Source organism: Sphingomonas sp. FW306-05-A (assembly GCF_058782275.1).
In genome coordinates this window covers 1,352,677-1,375,162 of sequence record NZ_JBYSXN010000002.1, presented here as the reverse complement: position 1 = coordinate 1,375,162, position 22,486 = coordinate 1,352,677, and the positions used below count along the sequence as shown (strand labels likewise).

General features: G+C 65.7%; 20 protein-coding genes. 6 read left to right on the top strand and 14 right to left on the bottom strand.

Translation table 11 applies throughout. From position 1 onward, the window contains the following. Window positions 1-166: 166 nt before the first annotated feature. The gene (gene nadB / locus AC3WJR_RS15155) at window positions 167-1,753 is read left to right on the top strand and encodes an L-aspartate oxidase (protein WP_492725751.1); all 1,587 of its coding nucleotides are present in this window, start codon (window positions 167-169) and stop codon (window positions 1,751-1,753) included. Window positions 1,754-1,769: 16 nt separating this feature from the next. On the opposite strand, the gene AC3WJR_RS15150 is transcribed toward nadB, so the two are convergent. The 6 genes from AC3WJR_RS15150 to lgt all read right to left on the bottom strand — a co-directional run bounded on the left by AC3WJR_RS15150 (window position 1,770) and on the right by lgt (window position 7,354). Continuing rightward, a complete protein-coding gene (locus AC3WJR_RS15150) occupies window positions 1,770-2,168 on the bottom strand; it encodes a DUF2147 domain-containing protein (protein ID WP_354278837.1) in 399 nt (132 codons plus the stop codon). Between the two features lie 73 nt (window positions 2,169-2,241). Then, a complete protein-coding gene (locus AC3WJR_RS15145) occupies window positions 2,242-3,591 on the bottom strand; it encodes a cystathionine gamma-synthase family protein (protein WP_354278838.1) in 1,350 nt (449 codons plus the stop codon). 406 nt (window positions 3,592-3,997) lie between these two features. After that, window positions 3,998-4,777: a peptidoglycan editing factor PgeF gene (gene pgeF / locus AC3WJR_RS15140; RefSeq protein ID WP_492725750.1), complete on the bottom strand. Its 780-nt coding sequence runs from the start codon at window positions 4,775-4,777 to the stop codon at window positions 3,998-4,000. Beyond that, window positions 4,774-5,283 carry a GNAT family N-acetyltransferase gene (locus AC3WJR_RS15135; protein ID WP_492725749.1) on the bottom strand — a complete coding sequence of 170 codons (510 nt, stop codon included), beginning with the start codon at window positions 5,281-5,283 and terminating at the stop codon, window positions 4,774-4,776. Before AC3WJR_RS15135 ends, pgeF begins: the two co-directional genes overlap by 4 nt. After that, window positions 5,280-6,341, bottom strand: coding sequence for a class I SAM-dependent methyltransferase (locus AC3WJR_RS15130; RefSeq protein ID WP_492725748.1), 1,062 nt, complete (start codon window positions 6,339-6,341; stop codon window positions 5,280-5,282). The genes AC3WJR_RS15135 and AC3WJR_RS15130 overlap by 4 nt, the downstream gene beginning before the upstream one ends. Before the next feature lie 104 nt (window positions 6,342-6,445). Next, complete coding sequence (gene lgt, locus AC3WJR_RS15125; RefSeq protein ID WP_492725747.1) at window positions 6,446-7,354, bottom strand: prolipoprotein diacylglyceryl transferase; 909 nt, start codon at window positions 7,352-7,354, stop codon at window positions 6,446-6,448. Window positions 7,355-7,456: 102 nt separating this feature from the next. Here lgt and AC3WJR_RS15120 point away from each other — a divergent pair, with 102 nt between their 5' ends. The 5 genes from AC3WJR_RS15120 (at window position 7,457) to AC3WJR_RS15100 (ending at window position 15,146) form a co-directional block, all read left to right on the top strand. After that, on the top strand, window positions 7,457-9,151 hold the full coding sequence (locus AC3WJR_RS15120; protein ID WP_492725746.1) for a class I adenylate-forming enzyme family protein: 1,695 nt from the start codon (window positions 7,457-7,459) through the stop codon (window positions 9,149-9,151). A 258-nt stretch (window positions 9,152-9,409) separates the two neighbouring features. Beyond that, the gene (locus tag AC3WJR_RS15115) at window positions 9,410-11,665 is read left to right on the top strand and encodes a xanthine dehydrogenase family protein molybdopterin-binding subunit (RefSeq protein WP_492725745.1); all 2,256 of its coding nucleotides are present in this window, start codon (window positions 9,410-9,412) and stop codon (window positions 11,663-11,665) included. Further along, window positions 11,665-12,678, top strand: a complete 1,014-nt coding sequence (gene hemH / locus AC3WJR_RS15110) for a ferrochelatase (protein ID WP_492725744.1) — start codon at window positions 11,665-11,667, stop codon at window positions 12,676-12,678. The genes AC3WJR_RS15115 and hemH overlap by 1 nt, the downstream gene beginning before the upstream one ends. Window positions 12,679-12,717: 39 nt before the next feature. Continuing rightward, window positions 12,718-13,440 carry an acetoacetyl-CoA reductase gene (gene phbB / locus AC3WJR_RS15105; RefSeq protein ID WP_492725743.1) on the top strand — a complete coding sequence of 241 codons (723 nt, stop codon included), beginning with the start codon at window positions 12,718-12,720 and terminating at the stop codon, window positions 13,438-13,440. An 89-nt stretch (window positions 13,441-13,529) separates the two neighbouring features. Then, complete coding sequence (locus AC3WJR_RS15100) at window positions 13,530-15,146, top strand: hypothetical protein (RefSeq protein WP_492725742.1); 1,617 nt, start codon at window positions 13,530-13,532, stop codon at window positions 15,144-15,146. 15 nt (window positions 15,147-15,161) lie between these two features. Here the strand turns inward: AC3WJR_RS15100 and AC3WJR_RS15095 are convergent, their stop codons facing one another. The 8 genes from AC3WJR_RS15095 to AC3WJR_RS15060 all read right to left on the bottom strand — a co-directional run bounded on the left by AC3WJR_RS15095 (window position 15,162) and on the right by AC3WJR_RS15060 (window position 22,477). After that, window positions 15,162-16,298, bottom strand: coding sequence for a GNAT family N-acetyltransferase (locus AC3WJR_RS15095; protein ID WP_492725741.1), 1,137 nt, complete (start codon window positions 16,296-16,298; stop codon window positions 15,162-15,164). 63 nt (window positions 16,299-16,361) lie between these two features. Further along, on the bottom strand, window positions 16,362-17,267 hold the full coding sequence (locus AC3WJR_RS15090) for a flagellar motor protein MotB (RefSeq protein ID WP_492725740.1): 906 nt from the start codon (window positions 17,265-17,267) through the stop codon (window positions 16,362-16,364). Further along, window positions 17,267-17,674 carry a hypothetical protein gene (locus AC3WJR_RS15085; RefSeq protein WP_492725739.1) on the bottom strand — a complete coding sequence of 136 codons (408 nt, stop codon included), beginning with the start codon at window positions 17,672-17,674 and terminating at the stop codon, window positions 17,267-17,269. Before AC3WJR_RS15085 ends, AC3WJR_RS15090 begins: the two co-directional genes overlap by 1 nt. Further along, the gene (motA, locus tag AC3WJR_RS15080) at window positions 17,671-18,534 is read right to left on the bottom strand and encodes a flagellar motor stator protein MotA (RefSeq protein WP_354278850.1); all 864 of its coding nucleotides are present in this window, start codon (window positions 18,532-18,534) and stop codon (window positions 17,671-17,673) included. Before motA ends, AC3WJR_RS15085 begins: the two co-directional genes overlap by 4 nt. Before the next feature lie 200 nt (window positions 18,535-18,734). Continuing rightward, window positions 18,735-19,649 (bottom strand): flagellar hook-associated protein FlgL, encoded by a 915-nt coding sequence (gene flgL / locus AC3WJR_RS15075; protein WP_492725738.1) that lies wholly within the window; start codon window positions 19,647-19,649, stop codon window positions 18,735-18,737. Between the two features lie 19 nt (window positions 19,650-19,668). Further along, the gene (gene flgK / locus AC3WJR_RS15070; RefSeq protein ID WP_492725737.1) at window positions 19,669-21,009 is read right to left on the bottom strand and encodes a flagellar hook-associated protein FlgK; all 1,341 of its coding nucleotides are present in this window, start codon (window positions 21,007-21,009) and stop codon (window positions 19,669-19,671) included. After that, window positions 21,006-21,386 carry a rod-binding protein gene (locus AC3WJR_RS15065; RefSeq protein WP_492725736.1) on the bottom strand — a complete coding sequence of 127 codons (381 nt, stop codon included), beginning with the start codon at window positions 21,384-21,386 and terminating at the stop codon, window positions 21,006-21,008. Before AC3WJR_RS15065 ends, flgK begins: the two co-directional genes overlap by 4 nt. Then, window positions 21,383-22,477, bottom strand: coding sequence for a flagellar basal body P-ring protein FlgI (locus tag AC3WJR_RS15060; RefSeq protein ID WP_492725735.1), 1,095 nt, complete (start codon window positions 22,475-22,477; stop codon window positions 21,383-21,385). Before AC3WJR_RS15060 ends, AC3WJR_RS15065 begins: the two co-directional genes overlap by 4 nt. Window positions 22,478-22,486 lie beyond the last annotated feature (9 nt).

Sequence of the window (22,486 nt, the reverse complement as noted above, 5' to 3'; positions counted from 1 at the left end):
AGTCGGTACCGTAGCAAATCCAATCGACCGACGCGGCGCGCAGCGGTATCGGCGCGGTGCGGCGCGCGCTGCTAGGCAAGGCGGTCAAACCACGATACCAGCACGTCCAACAGGCGGGTGACGCCGGTCCGCCACGGCAATGGCCGGGGCAGGAAGTGGAGAAGCGATGCAGTCCGACGTCCTCATCATCGGATCCGGTGCGGCCGGACTGACCGCCGCGCTCAATCTGGCGGATCGCTTCAAGGTCACCGTGCTCGCCAAAGGACAGCTCAACGAAGGATCGACCGCCTGGGCACAAGGCGGGATCGCCGCGGTGCATGAAGCGGGCGACACGTTCGAGAGCCATGTCGAGGACACGATGATCGCGGGCGCAGGACTCAACGACCGCGCAACGGTCGAGATGGTGGTCGAACGCGCCCCCGCCGCGATCGCGCGGCTGGTCGAGCTGGGCGTACCCTTCGCGACCGAAACCGCCGACAATGGCGGCGGGCTGCACCTGACCCGCGAGGGCGGGCATTCGCATCGCCGGATCGTCCATGTCGCCGATGCGACTGGCTGGGCGGTGCAGGAAGCGCTGCAGCGCGCCGCGACCGAACACCCCAATATCACGCTCGTCCCCGACATGGTCGCGATCGACCTTGCGACCAGCCGGCACGAGGAACGCTATTCGGGCGCGGGCAACGTGTGGGGTGTCTATGCGGTCAACCGCGCGACCGGGCGGGTCGAGCTTCATACCGCGCGCGCGACGATCCTCGCCACCGGCGGCGCGGGGCGGACCTATCTCTTCTCGACCGCGCCGCGTGGCGCGACCGGGGATGGGATCGCGATGGCGTGGCGCGCGGGGTGCCGCGTCTCCAACATGGAGATGATGCAGTTCCACCCGACCTGCCTCTACAATCTCGACGTCAAGAATTTCCTGATCACCGAGGCGGTGCGCGGCGAGGGCGGCCAATTGCTGCTTCCAGAAAACGGCTATCGCTTCATGCCCGATTTCGACCCCCGCGCCGAACTCGCGCCGCGCGACGTCGTCGCGCGCGCGATCGATCATGAGATCAAGCGGCTCGGGCTCGATTACGTCCACCTCGACATCAGCCACAAGGGGCCGGACTTCATCCGCGAGCATTTCCCCAACATCCACGAGAAGCTGCTCGGGCTCGGGATCGACATGACGACCGACCCGATCCCGGTCGTCCCGGCGCAGCATTATACATGCGGCGGAATCGTCGTCGATCTCGACGGGCGGACCGATCTGCCCGGCCTGTATGCCGCGGGCGAGTGCAGCGAGAGCGGGCTGCACGGTGCGAACCGGCTCGCGTCCAACTCGCTGCTCGAATGCTTCGTGTTCGGCGAGGCATGCGCGCAGCATATCAGCGACCATTGGGACGAGCTTCCAGTGCCCCCGCCAATCCGCGCCTGGGATGAAAGCCGGGTCGAGGATTCGGACGAAGAGGTCGTCATCAAGCAGAACTGGACCGAAATCCGCCGCTTCATGTGGAATTACGTGGGGATCGTGCGCACGACCAAGCGGCTCCAGCGCGCGCAGAACCGGATCCGGATGCTGACCGAGGAGGTCAACGACTATTACGGCCACTTCCGCGTAACGCCCGACCTGATCGAGCTGCGCAACCTGCTCCAGACTGCGGAACTGATCGTACGCTCGGCGCTGGCACGCAAGGAATCGCGCGGGCTGCACTACACGCTCGATTATCCCGAGATGCTGCCGATGGCGCGCGACACGATCCTGGTGCCATAGCGCGCCAGATCGAGCGTTATTTCACGCGCGTCCAGGTCTGCGTGCGGCACCCGATGTTGGCGAAGACGCAGCCTTCGCCGACCAGCGTATTCGCATCAACCTGCCGGATCGTCCCCGTGATCGTCTGTCCCAGATCGGGGACCAGCACCGAGCCGTTCCACAGGCCCGTCTCGTTCTGGCGGAAGTCCTGGAACAGCATCGCACCGACCAGCGGCGCGCCGCCGCCACGTTGCGCGTCTGCTTCTGCTTGCGGGGTCGCCGCGATCACCTTGCCGCAAATCGCATCCCCGCACGGCTGGAACTGGACGCGCACGGTCTTGCGCGGGTTGGTCCATACGCCCTTGGGCGCGGCGGCGCTCGCCGCGATCGGGAGAAGCGCGGCGATCGTCGCCGCCGCCATCAGAATAGGTCGCATGTCGGTTGGCCTTCCACCAAGATCAGGCGGATGCGGCTATCCGCACCCGCCTGAGTAATGGCTGAACAACGCGTCAGATCGAATCGAGTGCCTGGGCGAAATCCGCGATCAGATCGTCCGGATCCTCGACCCCGATCGAGATGCGGACGAGATTGTCGGTGATGCCCAGCGCCTGCTTGCGCTCGTCCGACACCGACAGATGCGTCATTGCCGCAGGGTGCGACGCGAGCGTCTCGGTCCCGCCAAGGCTGACCGCGAGCTTGGCGATCTTGAGCGCGTCGAGGAAGGCGAATGCTTCCTTCTCGCCGCCCTTGACGATCAGCGAGAAGGTCGAGCCCGCGCCGGTGCAATGCCGCGCATAGATATCGGCCTGGCGCTCCATCCCCGGCGAATCCGCCAGGAAGCCGAGATAGCCGACGCGTTCGACCTTGGGATGGCTGCGCAGGAAGCCGCAGACCTTGACCGCATTCTCACCCGCGCGGCTCATGCGCAGTTCGAGCGTCTCGAGGCTGCGCATCAGCATCCATGCGGTGTTGGGGTCGCAGATCGTGCCGATCGTGTTGCGCATTAACCGGATCGTGTTGATGTGCTCCTTCGAACCAAGCACGCCGCCCGCGACCAGATCGCTATGCCCGCCGGCATATTTGGTGAGCGAGTAGACGACGATGTCCGCGCCATGCTCGAGCGGCTTGAGCCACAACGGCCCCAGGAACGTGTTGTCGATCGCGATCGGCGGCTTGGTGTCGCCGGTGAAGATCGCATCGCGGCTCGCCGCGACGGCCTGGATGTCGACCAGCGCGTTGGTCGGGTTGGCGGGGCTTTCGAGATAGATCAAGGCAACGTTACCGGTGGCGGCCTTGGTCATCACCGCGTCGATTTCCTCGCGGGTCGCACCCGCCGGGAAATCGAGCCAGTTGACGCCAAAGCGCCCCAGGATGCGCGCGATCAGCGTCTCGGTCGCGGCATAGAGCGGGCCGGAATGCACGATCGTGTCGCCGGGCTTGACCATCGACAGGAACAGCGTTGCGATCGCCGACATGCCGCTCGAGAAGACGAGCGCGTCCTCCGCCTCTTCCCACACGCCAAGACGATCCTCGAGGATTTCCTGGTTCGGGCCGTTGAAGCGCGAATAGACGAGGCCCTGCGATCCTCCGGGGCGCTTGCCGGTCACGCCTTCGAAATGGCGCTTGCCCGCGGCGGCGTTCGGGAACACGTAGGTCGAGGTCGCGAAGATCGGGGGCTTCAGCGACCCTTCCGACAGCATCGGATCATAGCCGTGGCCCATCATCAGCGTCGACGGCTTGAGCTTGCGATCCCCGATCTTCTCGACCGAGGGCTTGGGCTTGGTACGTGGGGCGACACCGGTCAGGTCGGCTTCGTCCTCGCCGATCGCGTCGGTCGGAGTGATGGGGGTCTGCGCCATGAAAACATCCTGCCTTACTGAATTATGCTCTTCCGTAACGCGGGATAGTGTCATTTGATACCATGCCACGCGTCCGTGAAAGGATTCCACCCTGTAATCCGTTCGTTTCGAGCGAAGTCGAACTCGGGCTCGCCGCGTTTGCGCTTCCCCGGCGCAGGCCGGGGCCCAGGAGAGAGACAGAAGATTGCAGGCGATTGCGCCTCGTTTTCCTCCACCTTCGCTGCTGGGCCCCGGCCTTCGCCAGGAAAGGAGATCTGGCAAGCGCGGCCGCGTCTCCCTTGCGCTTCCCCGGTGCAGGCCGGGGCCCAGTAGAGAGACAGAAGATTGCGGGCGATTGCTCCCCGTTTCCTCGACCGTCGCTCCACTACGCTCAAAACCAACGGGTGGAGGAACGTCATCACCCCCATCAGGCGCGGTCGGTCTCCGCGCAGAGACCGATCAATGCAATCTGCCGCCCATAGCCGGGCTCGCCGCGATGCGTCGCGCGACGGAAGCTGAAGAAACGCGTTTCGTCGGCATAGGTATCGAGCCCAAGCGCGGCGATCCGCGTCACGCCCGCGCTGGCGATCCGCTGGGCGACATAGGCCTCGAGGTCGAACTGGTGATGCCCTGCGCGGGCGGGCGCGAAGAAGCGTTCGTTGGCAGGGTCGTCCTGCTCGAAACGCCGCGCGAAGGCGTCGTCGACTTCATAACTTGCGCGCGCGATGCACGGGCCGATCGCAGCGGCGATCCTGTCGCGGCGCGCACCAAGCGATTCCATCGCGAGGATCGTCGAATCGGTCACCCCCCCGATCGCGCCCTTCCATCCGGCGTGCGCCGCGCCGACCACGCCTGCTTCGACATCCGCGAAGAGGACAGGCGCGCAATCCGCGGTCAGGATGCCGAGCGCGAGGCCGGGCCGATCGGTCACCAGCGCATCCGCGCGCGGCCGATCGACTTCGAACGGCGCGGTTACAGTGATGCAGTCGCCCGAATGCACCTGATACAACGTGACGAGCTTCGCACCCGGCAGCACCGCCGTGGTCGCACGCGCGCGGTTTTCCGCGACCGCGACCGCATCGTCGTCCGACCCGATCCCGACGTTGAGCCCGGCGTGGATCCCGGTCGAAACGCCGCCCTCGCGTCCAAGAAAGCCGTGTGCGACGCCTTCCAGCGTTCTGGCACGAATCACGGGAACGCTACTCACAGCACCAGCCGCATCAGATTGTCGTCGTCCACCGTCGTCCCCACGCGAAACGCGATCCGCCCGATGTCGCGGAAACCATAGCGTTCGTAGAAGCGGTGCGCACGGTGGTTGTCGACATAGACGCTGAGGATCACTTCGCGCGCGCCGTGGCTGCGCGCATGGTCGAGCGCCCACGCCATCATTTCCTGCGCGACGCCGGTGCCATGCCACGGGCTCAGCACATAGAATTGGTACAGTTCGATCGCATCCGGGCGCCATTCGCCGGGGAAGGTGACCGGGCCCATCTTGACGAAGCCGACGATCCTGCCGTCGTCGAGCGCGAGCCGGATCGCGAAATCGGGGTCGGACAGTTGCGATGGCAGTCCGTTGGGGCCGAACGCCTCGTCGAGGAACGCGCCCAGATCCTTCGGATCGTACAGCGTGCCGAACGTCTCGGTGAACGACTCCCGCGCCATCGCGGCGAGCGCAGGACCATCGATCGTGCGAGCGTCGCGATACTGAATCATGCGAACCCTGCCGGTTCGGGCCAGGCGGGCGCACTGACCGCGAGCACCTGGAACAGCGTCCCCATCGCCTCGGTCAGTCGCGCCTTGTCCGCGGCGATGCCGTCCGCCCGCTCTGGCGATGCCTGCGCCAGCACGGTCGCGCGGGCGTCGATCCCGAGCGCGGTCAGGAACGCACCCTGGTCGACCGGGCCCTCGACCCGCGCGCCCTCGACCAGCGCCGCCGCGCCGAGCGTGCCGAAGTCGACATGCGCGGTCAGGTCCTGCTCGCCGGGCGCATCGAACGGATTGGCGAAGGCATGCCCGCGCACCGCCTGCAGCGTGTCGCCGATCGCGGGGCCGTTATAGCCGTAATCGACGATCAGCAGCGCGCCGCCCTGCGCGACGATCCGCTGCGCAAGACCGCGCAAAATCGCGACGCTCGCGGGCGACGTTTCGATCACCGCGCCATTGGCAGTGTCGCGGAGTGCCTCGGGAATGACGCCTTCGGGCACCTGCTTGCCCGCGATCGGGAGGAACAGCGTGTCCTGGCACGCGACCAGTCGCTCGAACCAGCCGCCCGCGCCCTTGACGAGCTGACGGATCGGGAGCGCGTCGAAGAATTCGTTGGCGATGACAATCAGCGGGCGATCGGTTGGCAGCGTGTCGATCGAATCGTGCCACTGCGCATGGGCAACGCGCTCGGACTGCACGGCGCGGAGCACGGGGCTGGTCTCGACGAAATGCACCGGCGGCGCGAACCCCGCCTTGCCGCCCGCGCGCAATGCGTCCTGCGTCAGCGTGCCTCGCCCTGGGCCAAGCTCGACCCACGCCGCGGCGAGGCGTCCGGCGCGATCCCACAGGTCGGCGCTCCACAGCCCGATCAGCTCGCCGAACATCTGGCTGATTTCGGGCGATGTGGTGAAGTCGCCACCCGTACCGAGCGGATCGCGCGTCGCATAATAATGCTGGTTAGCCGCCGCCATGAACTGCGCGATCGAGATCGGCCCGGCGAGCGTGATCGCGCGGGCGAGTCGGTCGGCGAGCGGGGCTTCGGGAGTGTTCGAGGTATCGTCGGTCATCGTCGGCGCGCCATGCCTCGCTACGGCGCGGGCCGCAAGCGTGGTGGAGGGGGGACGACCCTCCCATGCTCGTCATCCCCACGCAGGCGGGGATGTCGGAGGCGTCAGGCGACGCTCACATCCCCCGCGATCGGCACGACGCGCTGGCGACGGCCCTTTGCGGTCGCGATCAGGTACAGCCCGCCGATGATCATCGGCAGCGTCAGCAGCTGCCCCATGTGGATCGTCGTCGCAAAGAAAGTGCCGCTGAACTGCGAATCGGGTTCGCGAAAGAACTCGACCGTGAAGCGCGCGAGGCCATAGCCAAGCAGGAACAGCCCGACGAGCTTGCCCGGCTCATACCGCGCCTTGGTCCGCCAGAAGGCGAACCACAGAATCGCGAACAGCGCGATCCCTTCAAGCCCCGCCTCGTACAGCTGGCTCGGATGGCGTGGCACATCATTGCCGGTACGCGGGAAGATGATCGCCCAGGCAACGTTGGACGGCTTGCCCCACAGCTCGCCGTTGATGAAATTCGCCATCCGCCCGAAGAACAGCCCGAACGGCACCGCGCACGCGAGATAATCGTGGATTCGCAGCCAATCGAGCTTTTCCTTGCGCGCGAACAGGATGATCCCGATCGACGTGCCGATCATCCCGCCGTGGAACGACATGCCCCCGTCCCACAGCCGGATCAGCCGCCACGGGCTGAGCAGCATGTCGGGCGAATAGAAGATCGCATAACCGAGCCGCCCGCCGAGGATGATCCCGAGCGTCGCGTAGAACACCAGATCGTCGACATGCCGCCGCGCCATCGGGCTGCCGGGCTGCGCGATCAGCTTGAGCAGATACCACCAGCCGACCAGGATCCCGGTGATATACGCCAGCGAATACCATTTGATCTGGAAGAACCCGAGGTCGAGCGCGACCGGGTCGAGATGCAGGTCCTCGAACCGCAGGTGACCGCCCGATACGGCGGCGGTGGCGGCATTCGTCGCATCGGCGAGCAGGGGCAGGGCGGCAGTCAGGATCAAGGCTTTTCCCCCGGGATTTGCGCCTCCATACTGGCGTCTGGCGACAAGACCAAGCGACAAGACATAACGGAGGATGAGATGCCGAGCATATTGGACGGCCGCATGGATGCGACCCTTGCTGCGTTGACCGGACCGGAGGGGCCGTTGGCGGTGGGGCGCGTTTCGGTGGATGGGCAGGAGCTGCCGATCATTACCGGTGTGCCCCAGACACTGCCTCCCTATTTTGCACATTACTGTGCCGAACACGCCGACAAGATCTTTCTCGTCGCGGGCGAGGAACGGCTGACCTTCGCGCAGGTCCATGCCGCCGCGCAGTGCGTCGCGCAGGCGCTGGTCGCACGGTATCGCATTGTTCCTGGCAAGCGTGTCGGTATCGCGATGCGCAACTCGCCTTCGTGGATCGTGCTGTACATGGGGATCGTGATGGCGGGGGGCGTGGCAACGCTGCTCAATGGCTGGTGGCAGGCCGAGGAGCTTGGCGCCGCGATGGCGGATGTCGAATGCAGCCTCGTCTTCGCCGATCCCGCGCGCGGCCGCCGCATGTGCGCGATCGGCGCGCTCAGCGTTCCCACGGTCACGATCGACGACAGTCTGCCGCTCAAGCAGGCGCTCGCCGGGCTGGATCCCGCGACGGTCGAGCTGCCCGTCGTCAGCCCGACGGACCCCGCGACGATCCTCTTCACCTCGGGCTCGACCGGCCAGTCGAAGGGCGCGATCAGTGATCATCGCGCGGTGACGCAGGGCGTGTACAATTATCTGGCACAGGCGCTGATGATGCTCAGCATCGCGACGCAGGACGGCAGCCCACCCGACGGCCAGCCCGCGACTCTGCTCAACGTGCCGCTGTTCCACGTCACGGCGGAGGTCCCGGTGTTCCTCCAGAGCTTTGCGATGGGGCGCAAACTGGTGCTGATGCCCAAATGGGACGCCGAGGAGGCGATGCGGTTGATCGCGGCCGAGCATGTCACCTATTTCGTCGGTGTACCGCTGATGAGCTTCGAGATCCTGACGCACCCCAACCGCGCCGACTACGACCTGTCGAGCGTCACCGATTTCGCGGCGGGCGGTGCCCCGCGCCCGGTCGAGCATGTCCGCCGGATCGCGGACGAGATGGGCGGGCCAAAGCCGTTGCTCGGCTACGGCCTGACCGAGACCAACGGGATCGGATGCGGCAATTTCCGCGACAATTACCTCGACAAGCCCAACTCCACAGGGCGTCCGTCCGCGCCGCTGGTCGACCTGGCGATCCTCGACGATTTCGGGCGGCCGGTTGCGCAGGGGCAGCGCGGTGAGGTCGGCATTCGCTCGATCTGCAACTTCCGCGAATATTATGGCCGCCCCGATGCGACCGCCGCCGCCTTCACCGCCGACCGTTATTTCCTGACCGGCGACGTCGGCTACCTCGACGCGGACGGCTATCTGTTCATCGTCGATCGCAAGAAGGACATCATCATCCGCGGCGGCGAGAACATTTCGTGTCAGGAAGTCGAGGCGGCGATCTACCAGCATCCCGCGGTGGCGGAGGCGGCGGTGTTCGGCCTGCCCGACGAACGCTTGGGGGAAGTCCCGGGCGCAGTCGTCCAGGTGCGCGCGGATTCGCGCGTCAGTACCGACGAACTGAGCGCGTTCCTGTTCGCGCACGTCGCCGCGTTCAAGGTGCCGCAACGGATCTGGATCGTCGATTCGCCGTTGCCGCGGCTGGGGACGGAGAAGATCGACAAGGTCAGTTTGCGTACGACCTATCGCGCGCTGGTGGAGGGGGAGCAGGCCGGGGCGCAGACGGGAGTGGTGGCATAACGCGAAACGGTGCGGGGGCGTGATGGTCACCCTTCGCTCCAAAAGCTGCCGTCATGCTGAACTTGTTTCAGCATCCACCGCGCAACAGGCATAGTCCGAACTCGTGGAGGGCTGGATCCTGAAACGAGTTCAGGATGACGGACGGTTTGCAGAACTCGCGCCTGCGCGGGGATGACGGGAAGGGGCAAGGACGCCGCAACCCCCGCCCCGTGCGCCGCGCGCTTTCCCCCGCCCGATCGGCACGATACAGCAACCGCGATGCGCAAACGTCTTCCCCCATCCCAATCGTCCGGCGGAGTCACCCGCCGCGGGTTGCTGATCGGTGGCGGCGCGGGCGTCGGTCTGGTGCTGGCGTGGGCGGTGTGGCCGCGGCGGTATCTCCCGAACCTCACCGCGGACAAGGGCGAGACCGTCTTCGGCGCGTGGATCAAGATCGGCGACGACGGGCACGTCACGGTCGCTGTGCCGCAGGCCGAGCATGGCCAAGGCGTCTACACAGCGCTACCGCAGATCGTCGCGGACGAACTCGGCGCGGACTGGCGCGCCGTCGCGGTCGAGCCAGCGCCGCTCAACCCGCTCTACGCCAATCCGCTCGGCGCGAACGAGCTGTTCGAGACCACCACCACCACGCTCGCGGCGCGCTGGCGCGATGTGCATGCGGTGCGGATCGGGATGATGCTCACCGCCGGGTCGAGTTCGGTCCGCGCATTCGAGGACGATCTGCGCCAGGCGGGCGCCGCCGCGCGCGTGCTGTTGTGCAAGGTCGCCGCCGCGCGCTGGGGCATCGACTGGCAGGCGTGCGACACCAAGGCGGGTTTCGTCGTCCACGGCACCGACCGCCTCCGTTTCGCCGATCTCGCCGCCGAAGCCGCGGGCGGGACGCTTCCCGATGCGCTGCCGATGCGGATCAACCAGGATGACAGCCGCCTGTCGGGCCAGTCGCTGCCGCGGCTCGATGCGCCGTCCAAGGTCGACGGATCGGCCAATTTCACGGGCGACGTCCGGTTGCCCGACATGGTCTTCGCAAGCATCCGGCAGGGACCGATCGGCGAGTCGAAACTGCTGCGGGTCGATCGTGCCGCGGCCGACCGCATTCCGGGCGTGCTGCAGGTCGTCACCAACGATCGCTGGGTCGCGGCGATCGGCAACAATTGGTGGGCCGCCAATCGCGCGCTCGACGCGCTCGCCCCGCGGTTCGAGACGCGCGGGACCGTCGTCACCAGCGCAACGATCGACGCCGCGCTCCGCGCCGCGCTCGATGCGCCGGGCCAGCGGATCGAAACGGTCGGCGACGTGGAGGCGGTGCTCGACGCCGCGCGCCCGGTCACCGCTGACTATCGCGCCGGACTCGCCGCCCACGCCGCAATCGAGACGATGAGCGCGACCGCCCGTTTTACCGACGGACGGCTCGAACTGTGGCTCCCGACGCTCGCGCCCGCGATGGCGCGCGATGCTGCCGCGGCGGCAACCGGGCTCGCCGCCGAAAAGGTCATCATCCATCCGATGCTGATCGGCGGATCGTTCGGCGCGAACCTCGATCACCTTTGCGCGGAGCAGGCGGCGGTGCTTGCTGTAACGCTCAAGCGCCCGGTGCAACTCACCTGGTCGCGCGTTGAGGATTTGCTTCATGATCGCTTCCGCCCGCCCGCGATGGCACGGATGGCGGCGCGGCTCGGTCCCGATGGCCGGATCCTCGGCTGGCGCGCGCGGATCGCTGCGCCCGCGACTGGGCAGGAGATCGCCGCCCGTCTGTTCGCGCACGACGCGGGGTTCCGCGCCACCCAGGCGCTTGCGCCCGCTGGAGACCGCTATGCGGTGGCGGGTGCCGCACCCCCTTATCGCATACCCGCTTATGCGATCGATCATCACCCCGCCGAGATCGGCGTACCGACCGGGCATTGGCGCTCGGGCGCCCACAGCTACACCGCCTTCTTCACCGAATGTTTCCTCGACGAGCTCGCGCATCTCAGCGGGACCGAGGCGCTGTCGTTCCGGATCGGGATGCTCGGCGGCAATCCGCGGCTTGCGCGCTGCCTGTCGACCGCGGCGTCGCTCGGCGGCTGGGAAGGCGGGATCGCCGGGAGCGGGCAGGGGATCGCCTGCCACAGCTTCCGCGGCAGCCATATCGCGGTGCTGGTCGAAGCACATGTCGGGGAGGGCGGCGCGGTCAGCGTCGACCGGATCGTCGCCGCGGTCGATTGCGGGCGGCAGATCAACCCCGATCTGGTCCGCCAGCAGATCGAGGGCGGGTTGCTGTTTGGCATGGCCGCAGCGATCGGCGAATCGATCGGCATCACGCGGGGGATGCCCGATACGCGCAGGCTAAACGATCTCGGCTTGCCGCGGCTTGCCGGCACGCCCGATATCACGGTCGAGCTCATCTCGAGCGAGGCCGATCCGGGCGGCGTCAGCGAACTCGCGGTCCCGCCGGTTGCGCCTGCGATTGCCAATGCGCTGCAAGCCGCTACGGGCTATCGTCTGCGCGGTCTGCCGCTCGTTCCGGGATCCAAGTGATGCAAGCTGTTCTCCCCGCCGGTCATCCGCCGGTAAAGCCACGCCGGATCGGCGTGTTGCTGACCAATCTCGGCACGCCCGATGGCTCCGACGTCCGCTCGGTCAAACGCTATCTCGGCGAATTCCTGTCGGATCGGCGTGTGGTCGAGATCCCGCCCTTGCTGTGGCAGCCGATCCTGCGCGGGATCATCCTCAATACCCGCCCTAAGAAGTCGGCGCATGCCTATTCGATGGTGTGGACCGAGGACGGCTCGCCGCTCGCCGCGATCACCAAGGCGCAGAGCAACGCGCTCCAGGGCGCATTCGGGCCGAACGTGGTGGTCGACTGGGCGATGCGCTACGGGAAGCCCGCGATCGGTGATCGGTTGCAGGCGATGAAGGACGCAGGGTGTGACCGCATTTTGATCGCGCCGCTCTATCCACAATATTGCGCTGCGACGACCGCGACCGCCAACGACAAGGCGTTCGCCGAACTGGCGAAAATGCGCTGGCAGCCGGCGCTGCGCACGCTCCCGCCCTATCATGACGAACCCGCCTATATCGAGGCGCTCGCGCAATCGATCGAAGCGGGCGTTGCGGCACTCGATTTCGAGCCCGACGCGCTGATCGCCAGTTTCCACGGCATGCCCAAGCGCACGCTGGAACTGGGGGACCCCTATCATTGCCATTGCCAGAAAACCGGACGGTTGCTCGGCGAACGGCTCGGCAAGCCGTTGATCGTGTCGTTCCAGTCGCGCTTCGGCCCGGCCAAATGGCTCGAACCCGCGACCGACATGACGCTCGAGGAGCTACCCGCGAAGGGCGTAAAGAAGGTCGCGATTTTCGCGCCGGGCTTTTCGGCGGACTGCCTGGAAACGCTCGAGGAACTCGCGATCCGCGGACGCGAGAGCTTCGAGGAGAAGGGCGGTACGCATTTTGCCTATATTCCGTGCCTTAACGCCGGTGATATCGGTATCAAAATGTTGCGCACTTTACTCTCACGCGAACTTGAAGGCTGGGCCAACCCGGCATAGCAAGGGCGTGGGACTAAAAGATCCACCAGGAGAGTATGCATGGCACGCGTCGCGATCGTAACCGGCGGCACCCGCGGTATCGGCGAGGCTATCAGCCTTGCGTTGAAAGATGCCGGGATGACCGTCGCCGCCAATTATGCGGGGAATGACGATCGCGCGCGTGCCTTCACCGAACGCACCGGGATCGCGGCGTTCAAATGGGACGTGTCGGATTACGACGCATGCCAGGCGGGCTGCGCGCAGGTCGCCGAGCAGCTCGGACCGATCGACGTGCTCGTCAACAACGCGGGCATCACGCGCGACGGCACGATCATGAAGCTCAGCTACCAGGCGTGGAAAGAGGTGATCGACACCAATCTGGGCGGTTGCTTCAACATGGCCAAGGGCGTGTTCCCGGGGATGCGTGACCGCAAATGGGGGCGGATCGTCAACATCGGGTCGATCAACGGGCAGGCCGGTCAATATGGCCAGGTCAATTATGCCGCCGCCAAATCGGGCATCCACGGCTTCACCAAGGCGCTCGCGCAGGAAGGCGCGCGTGCCGGGGTGACGGTCAATGCGATCGCGCCGGGCTATATCGACACCGACATGGTCGCCGCGGTCCCCGCCGATGTGCTCGAGAAGATCGTCGCCAAAATCCCGGTCGGCCGGCTCGGGCAAGCGAGCGAAATCGCGCGCGGCGTGGCGTTCCTGTGCTCGGAAGAGGGCGGTTTCGTCACCGGATCGACGCTGAGCATCAACGGCGGGCAGCACATGTATTGATGCCACGGCATTCGACCACGGCCAAGGACCGGGGCAACCGCGACGAACGCGGCTTGTCTCGACCCGGACGGGCGCGGTAAGGGCCCGGGATGCAGGGGGATACCGGACCGCTTCACTGGTGGCAGACGCGCACGTTCGTGGCCGTGATGGCGCTCGTCGCGCTGATCCCGTTGCTGCGTCCGGAAATTGCGCCGCTGGTCGATCTGCCCGGGCACATGGGCCGCTACCGCGTTCAGCTCTCGATCGGCGACCATCCGTGGCTCGGAAACTGGTATAATTTCAGCTGGCAGTTGATCGGCAATCTCGGGATCGACATCCTCGTCATCCCCTTGTCCAAGCTGTTCGGGCTTGAACTCGCGGTCAAGCTGATCGTCATGACGATCCCGTTGCTGATCGTAACGGGCTATCTGTGGATCGCGCGCGAAGTTCACGGTCGGATTCCGCCGACCGCCTTGTTCGCGCTCCCGATTGCCTACAGCTATCCGATCCAGTTCGGCTTCGTGAACTTCGCGCTGTCGATGGCGATCGCGCTCAACGCCTATGCGTTGTGGCTCAGGCTAGGGCGGCTCGGGCGGTTGCGGTTGCGCACGGCGATCTTCGTGCCGTTTTCCTGCGCTTTGTGGGTGTGTCACACGTTCGGCTGGGGTGTGCTCGGTGTCTTGGCCTTCTCGGGCGAACTGATCCGCCAGCACGATACGCGCGGTGAACGTGGCGTAAAAAGCTGGGTAAAGGCGGTGTTTTACGCTGGACTTGGCTGCCTTCCACTCGCGCTGCCGCTGGTTGCGATGGTGGTGTGGCGTAGCGGTGACCATGTCACCGGGCAGACCGCGGACTGGTTCGACTGGCGCGCCAAGCTGCGCTGGCTGACGATGACGTTCAAGGATCGCTGGATGACCTTCGACATCGCGTCGATGGCGGTCGTCCTGCTGATCCTGTTCAAGGGCATTCGCGACCCGAGCATCCAGTATTCGCGTAATCTGTTGTTATCGGCTCTCTTTCTGCTGCTCGTCTACATTTTGCTGCCGCGCATCGTGTTCGGCTCGGCTTATGCCGACATGCGGCTTGCACCGTTCATGCTGGGGGTTGCGGTGATCGCGCTCCGTCCCAAGCCCGGCCTGTCGATGCGCGGCAGTGCAACCTTGGCTGCCTTGGGGCTTGCCTTCGTGCTCGCGCGGACCGGCGCGACGACGGTCAGCTTCTGGATGTTCGCCAACGATTACGACCGCGAACTGAAGGCGCTCGACCGCGTCCCGATCGGCGCGCGGCTGATCTCGTTCGTCGGCGAGCAATGCGGGAATCCGTGGGTGATGAGCCGGCTCGAGCATCTCCCCGCAATCGCGCTGGAGCGGCGGCTCGCCTATACCAACGACCAATGGTCAATGGCGGGCGCACAGTTGCTGACCACGCGCTATCTGCCCGCGCGCCGCTTCGCGCACGATCCGTCGCAGATCGTGACGAGCGTGCAATGCCCGCGCGAATGGTGGCGCCCGATCAACATGGCGATGGCGCGATTCCCGCGCGACGCGTTCGATTACGTCTGGCTGATCCGCCCGCCGCCCTATGACCAGCGCTTCAACGAAGGGCTGGTGCCGATCTGGCGCGACGGGACGAGCGTGCTGTTCCGCGTCGATCACGGAGCACCCGGGATCAAGGTCAGCGACGAGTCGCTCCGCCTGCGTTCGCGCCCGATGCCCGCCCCGTTCTGAGCCCCGCGTTCTGAGTCAGCCGCGGCGGAACGGGGTCAGTTCGCCGAGATACTCCTGATCCGCCTCGACCGACTCGCGTTCGCGCGCGAGGAAGTCCGCGATCGCGCGGCGGAAGTTGCGGTCGGGAATGTAATGCGCGGACCAGGTCGGCACGGGGACGTAGCCGCGCGCGAGCTTGTGTTCCCCTTGCGCGCCCGCCTCGACCGTCCGCAATCCGCGCGCGATCGCGGCGTCGATCGCCTGATAATAGCACAGCTCGAAGTGGAGGAACGGCACCTCTTCGGTACAGCCCCAATAGCGGCCGTAGAGCGTCTCTTCCCCGATCAGGTTGAGCGCCCCCGCGATCGGGCGACCGTCGCGCTCGGCGAAGATCAGCAGCACCTTGTCCGCCATCGTCTGCCCGAGCAGCGTGAAGAAGCGCCGCGTCAGATACGGCTGGCCCCATTTGCGCGCGCCCGTGTCCTGATAGAAGCGCCAGAACGCGTCCCAATCGGCTTCGCTGATGTCCGCGCCCGTGACGTGGCGGATCGTCAGCCCCTCGACCGCGGCGGCACGCTCCTTGCGGATCGCCTTCCGCTTGCGGCTGGCGAGCGCGCCGAGGAAATCGTCGAACCGGGCATAGCCGTCATTCTGCCAATGGAATTGCGTCCCCTCGCGCAGCAACCACCCCGCCGCCTCGAACGCGGGCAGTTGCTCGGGCGAGACGAAGGTCGCGTGCGCGGAGGACAGTTGGTGCTGGTCGGTGACCGCCTCGATCGCCGCGATCAGCGCGGGTGCCTGCGCGGGATCTCGCAGGAGCAGGCGTGGCCCGGGAACGGGCGAGAAGGGCACCGCGATCTGCAGCTTTGGGTAATAGCTGCCCCCGGCGCGCTCCCACGCGTCCGCCCAGGCGTGGTCGAAGACATATTCGCCCTGGCTGTGGCTCTTGGCATAGGCCGGAGCGATCGCGGCAGGATGCCCGTCCGCGCCGTCGACGATGATCGGGATCGGCTGCCACCCGGCGCGCGCGGTCGCGCTGCCCGAGGTTTCGAGGATCGAGAGGAAGGCATGGCCGACGAAGGGATTTGCGCTACCGGCGCAGGCATCCCAGTCGGCCGCGGGAAGGGCGGCGATGCCGTCGGCGATACGGGCGGTGACGGCGGTGTTGCTCACCGCCTCAAGCTAGGGGTTCGCGCGGCGCTTCTCAACCGGTGCGATGCCGATCCCGCGGCTAGGTCATTCGCCGAACGCGGTCGCACGGTACAGCAGCGTGATCGCAACACGGCGGTTCCGCGGATCGGACGGGGCATTGGGAATGATCGGCTCGCGATCGGCAACGCCTTCGATCCGGTTGAAGCGGTTTTCGGGCGTCCCCCCCGCCGCCAGCCGTCGCCGCGTCGCCTCGGCCCGCGCACTGGACAGCATCCAGTTGTTCATTGCGAGCGGATTGCCATAGCCGAGGCTATCGGTGTGCCCGCGGATCATGATCGGATTGGCGGTGCCCTTGATCGATTCGGCGATGAGCCCAAGCAGCGCGGACGCGCGCGGTTCAAGTTGCGTCGTGCCGAGATCGAACATCGAATAATCCGCATCGTCGAGCAGGTCGATCCGCAGCCCGCTTTGCGTGCGAACGAAACGGACATGCGACGACAACTTCTTGAGCTGCGGACTCGATGCCATCGCAGCCGCCACCTGGCGCCGCATCTTCTCGAAATTCTTCCGGTCCTCCGCTGACATCGCAGCGCGATCTTTAAGCGTGCCGCGTTGCCCCGAGCCAACTTGCGTCCCCCCGGTCGCATCGATCGGAACGGTCATGGCGCGCGTGCCGGTCTGCGATGCCTTGTGCTGGTAACTGTCCTTGTCGGTGATCGACGATCCACCGAACAGCCCCATCGATCCCGCGCTGTTCTGCTTCAGCTGGACCAGGGTGGGCGAGAAATAGTCCGCAAGCGCCTTGCGCTGTTTCTCGTTGGTCGCGCCGAGCAGCCACATCAGCAGAAAGAACGCCATCATCGCGGTGACGAAGTCGGCGTAGGCGACTTTCCACGCACCGCCGTGATGGCCGCCGTGGCCCTCGACATAGATCTTCTTGTAGATGATCTTGGGTGGCTGATTGGCACCATGCGGCGCACGCGCGGCCATTAGAGAGCCGCCATCGCGCGGAGCGCATCGCTACTGATCGGACGCGTAAAACGGGGCGGGTTTGTTTCGCACAAAGCCACAAAGCCCCAAAGAAAAAAGGGCTTCCGGTCGTCGTTATCCGGGGTCTGGATGAAGCGTGCCGTTGATGCGCGCCACTTCGTGGCTTTTTGGCTTTGTGCGAGATCTTCTGTCGCAAGAAGGGATTGATCACGCAAAGGCGCAAAGGCGCTAAGAGAAGAAGTCTCTACTCGGCTCGCGTTCGGGCTTAGGACCGGGCGTATGATCGAGGCCGGCCGCTTCGCGGCTTTGCGGCTTTGCGTGAGATTCCCTTTTTTTGCCGCAGCAAACGAAAGGAACGCCTCGAGAATCCGAAGCTTCGCGGGAAGTTGGCACAACGCGCGCATCACCGCGCCCGCAGGCCGTCGAAGACTTCGGCGAAGCCCGGCTGATTCGAATGCGCGATTCCCGAACGCGCCGCTTCGATCACCAGCGGCTGCGGGTGGCCGTGGAGCGAGGCGATGATGATCTGCTTCACGACGTGATAGATGGCGCCATCTGCGTCGATCACCTGCTTCAGCCGGTTGGCGAGCGGGGCGACGATGCCGTAGGCGAGCAGCACGCCCATGAACGTGCCGACCAGCGCCGACCCAATCATCGCGCCGAGGATCGCAGGCGGCTTGTCGATCGAGCCCATCGTCTTCACCACGCCAAGCACCGCGGCGACGATGCCGAGCGCGGGCAAAGCGTCGGCAAGGCTCGAGATCGTCCCGTGCGGGCCTTCGACCTCGTGGTGGTGGGTCTTGATCATATTGTCCATCACGTCCTCGACCGCATGGACGTCGAGCGTGCCCGACGACACGACCACCAGCCGTAACGTGTCCGCGATCAGGTTGATGAGCGTGTGATCCGACAGCAGCCGAGGATATTCAGCGAAGACCGCCGACGACTTGGGATCCTCGACATGCGGCTCGAGCGCGATCGGCCCTTCGGTACGAAGCATCTTCATCAGCTTCGACACGAGGAAGATGACGTCGAGATAGTCCTGCTTCTTGTACTTCGGCCCCTTGAAGACCTTCATGAAGCCGCCGCCGAGCGCCTTCAGCTCCTTCATCGAATTGCCGATGATGAGCGCGCCGACCGCGGCGCCGCCAATGATCAGCATTTCGTGCGGAATGGCTTCCATCACCGGGCCGAGCGCGCCGCCGGTAATGGCGAAACCCCCGAAGATCATCACGAGCAGGACGACAAGGCCGATTGCGGGAAACATGAGTGGCGATATGCCCCTGTAAACGCTGCGATTAACGTTGCTGCACGACGCTCGCGACCCGCATCGGCCGCTATACTTTCGGTTTAGGGCGATTCCGTAGCAAAACGGTTAACCAGCGAGGCGTTGGCGTTAATCGATGTGCCGCAACAAGCGGAGAACCTGGAATCATACGCCGCAAGACAGCGTCGCACCGGCAAGTATCAGCGCAGATAGGTGAACAGCGACAGGCTGCTCAGCTTGCTGAAGCTCGCCTGTGTCGCGGACAGGATCGTCATCTGCTTCTGCAATTCGGTGATCGCTGCGGACAGATCGGTGTCCTCCAGCTCGGTACGATCGCTCTCGCGCGCGGCGGCGGCGTCGGTTGCCTGCGACGAAACGATGTCGAGTCGGGCAGCGCGTGCGCCGACCGACCCCTGGACGTTGCTGACCTGCGATTGCGATGCGTTCAATCCGTCGATCGCGGTGGCCGAGGCATCCGAGATGTCCCCGCCCGCGTCGAGCGCGGTGATGTAATCGGACAATATGGCAAAGACGTCCGTCTTGCCGCCGGCCTTCGTCGGGATGTTGCCGAATACGCGCTCCGCGCTGTCGGTCGCTGCGACGGCCGTGCCGTCGCCGACCGGAATTGCCGGCAGCTCGCCGGTGCCGCCCAGCGTCACGCGTCCGTCCGCGCCCTGCACCACCGCCTTGGTTCCGGTTGCTGCGCCGAACAGCGGCTGGCCGCGTGCATCGCTGGTATTGGCGAGGTTGACGAGGTCGTCGAGGATGCTCTTGAGCTCGATCGCAATCGTCTTGCGATCGCCGTCGTTGAGCGTGCCGGTATTGGCGCGGAGCGTTAGTTCGGACGCGCGCTGCAATTGCGTCGAAACCTGCGTCAGCGTTGAATCGGATTGCTGCAACAGGGATTTGGCGAGACTGGTGTTGCCCGCATAGGCCGCCTGGTCCGCGGTGGCCTGCTTGATCGACGCCAGCCGGTTGTAGGCGACCACATCCTGCGACGGGGCGCTCAGCTTCTTGCCGGTCGCGATCTGTGTGTTGAGCGTGCTCGTCTGCGCCGACAGATTGGTCATCTGCGACGAGGTGCGATCAAAGAACAGGCTGGTGCCGATTTGCATGAGCGGGTCCGGTTCGGGGCTAGCGGATGTCGAGAATCGACTGGAGCGTGTCCTTGGCAACCTGGATCACGCGGCTCGAGGCTTGATAGGCTTGCTGAAAGCGCAGCAGATCGACCGCCTCGCTGTCGAGGTTGATGCCGGAGACGGCATCGCGCGCCGACACCGCATTGTCGCGCATCGCGCCCTGCGCCAGCGCTACCTGCTTGCGTGCAGCGAGCGCCGAGGCATTGCTCGACACGAGCGCGGTGGTCTTGCCCTCGAATGCGCCGCTGGTGCGCAGCGCATCGAGCTTGCCGAGGTTGCCGTTGTCGCGCGGGCCCTTGCCGGCGTCTGCTGCGGCGATGCCACGCGGGTCGGTGAGCTTGACGGTGATGTCGGTCGGATTGGTACCGATCTCGAACAGCGCGGCCCCGGCCTTGGAATCGAGATCCTCGCCGCCGGTCTGAACCGCGTTGACGTCGTTGGCGAAGGCGGTTGCGATCGTGTTGAGATTGATGCGCGTGTCCGAAATTCGCTGGCCAGCCTCGACCACGCCCGCAAGCGCCCCCCCCGACGGGCTGACGGTCGACTGCGATCGCTGGAGCGTGAACGCGATCATCCCGTCGGTGCCCCGTGCGACCTGCAAGGAATCGGATTGCGGACCGGAGACGAACGTCGGCCCGCCCGCATCGCCAAGCTTGACCGTGGCACGGCCATAGTCGTCGATCGAGACCGAGACGTTGCTGATCGCGCTCATCTGCTCAAGGATCGAATCGCGCTGGTCGGCCAGCGACGCCGCTGCAGCCGATCCGCCCTTGGTTCGCGCGATCCCCTCGTTGACCTTGGCAAGCGTGCTGCCGAGTGCGTTGAGCGTCGTCACGGCAGCCGACGCGGTCGCATCGAGATTGGCATCCAGCAGGTCGAGCGCCTTGCCCGTCGCACGGAATGCGCCCGCAACCGCACTTGCCTGCTCAAGCATCGCGCTGCGCGGCGTGGTGGCGGTCGGGTCTGCGGCCACCGTCTTGGATGCGTTGAAGAAGCCGGTCAGCCGGTCACCCAGTTGATTGCCGGTCAGCGCGGTCTCGATCCGACCGAGCCAGGCAACGCTGGTTTCGCTGCGTGCCAGATCCGATCCGGCAGTGCGGACATCGGCATCGCGCAACACGTCTGCGGAGCGTGTAAGCCCCGAAACAACGGCACCCTGTCCGGTCGCCGCAACGCCACCGGAATGCAATCCGGTGGCGGGCTCGATCTCCGACAGGGTCGACGTACGCTTGGCATAGCCCGGCGTCGCTACGTTCGCGATGTTGTCCGACACGGTGCTCAACGCGGTCTGATACGCGCGGACGCCACTCGCGCCGATGCTCAGCATGTCGCTCATGGCGTCTTGCCCTCATCTGCTGCGGCGGGGGCGGGGGTAGTCGACTTCGCCAGTCCGGCTTCAACGCCTGCCTGAGACTTTGCCAGAAACTCCGTCATCGCCTTGCCGATGCCGAGCGGGGCGTGTGCGGCCATGTTCTGCGCGACTTGCGTGTCCTGCATTTCCTTAAACGTATCCATGCCCTTGGACGCGAACAGGCCGTCCTCGGCAAGATGCGTCGAGCGCATCGCCTTGACCATCATGCCGGTGAACACCGCTTCGAACTTCTTGCCCGCCGCTTCCAGATTGGCACGGTTCGACAGCCGGCTGGTATCGGTCGCGATACCACCGACGGCCGAGGGCGCGTTGACCGGGGGGAGGGCAGGAACGTCACTCACAAGACGATCAACTCCGCTTTCAGCGATCCCGCTTCCTTGAGCGCCTCGAGGATCGCGACCAGATCGGCCGGCGACGCGCCGATCGCGTTGATCGCCTTGACCACGTCGGACAGCTTCGGACCGGGCGAGATCAGGAACATCGGGCGCTTCTCTTCATCGACCGAGACGCCCGATTTCTGTGCCTTGGCGGTCTGGCCCTGGCTGAACGGCGCGGGCTGGCTGATCCGTTCGTTCTCGTCGATGCGAACGGTGAGCTTGCCGTGGGTGATCGCAGCCGTGCTGACGCGGACCGCGGAATTGATCACGACGGTGCCCGTACGCGCGTTGACGATGACCTTGGCGGATGGCTCGGCCGAGACGACGCTGAGGTTCTCGATCTCGCTCATCAACGTTGCGCGCACGTCGCCACCCATCGGTGCGCGGACTGATACCGACACCGCGTCGACCGCTTGCGCCACACCGTTGCCGAAGCGCGCGTTGATCGACCCGGCGACGTTCTGCGCGGTGGTGAAGTCGGCGCGCGCCAGGTTGAAAGTCAGCGCGGGCGTGTTTTCGAACCCGGTCTTGACCGCGCGCTCGACCGTCGCGCCTTCGGGAATGCGGCCGGTCGAGGGGATGTTGATGACAATCTGCGATCCGTCCTTGCCCTCGGCACCGAGACCGCCGACCGCGAGATTGCCCTGCGCCATCGCATAGATCTGTCCGTCCGCGCCTTGCAGCGGCGTCAGGATCAGCGCGCCGCCGCGCAAGCTCTTGGCCTTGCCCATCGACGCGACGGTGATGTCGAGCTTCTGGCCGGGCTTGGCGAAGGCGGGCAATTCGGCGGTGATCATCACGACCGCCGTGTTCTTGAGGCCGGGATTGACGTTCGCGGGGAGCTGCAGCCCGAAGCGTGACGTCACTGCCTTCATCGACTGGATGGTATATTCGAGATTGTCGTCGCCCGTGCCCGGCAGCCCGACCACCACGCCGTAGCCGGTCAACTGGTTGGTACGGATACCCTGGAACCCGCCGAGATCCTTGATCCGGTCGGCGGACGCAGGGGCCGCGATCAGCAGCGAGACGAACGCTGCGAGCATAAGGCGAAGCATCGGGCGCAT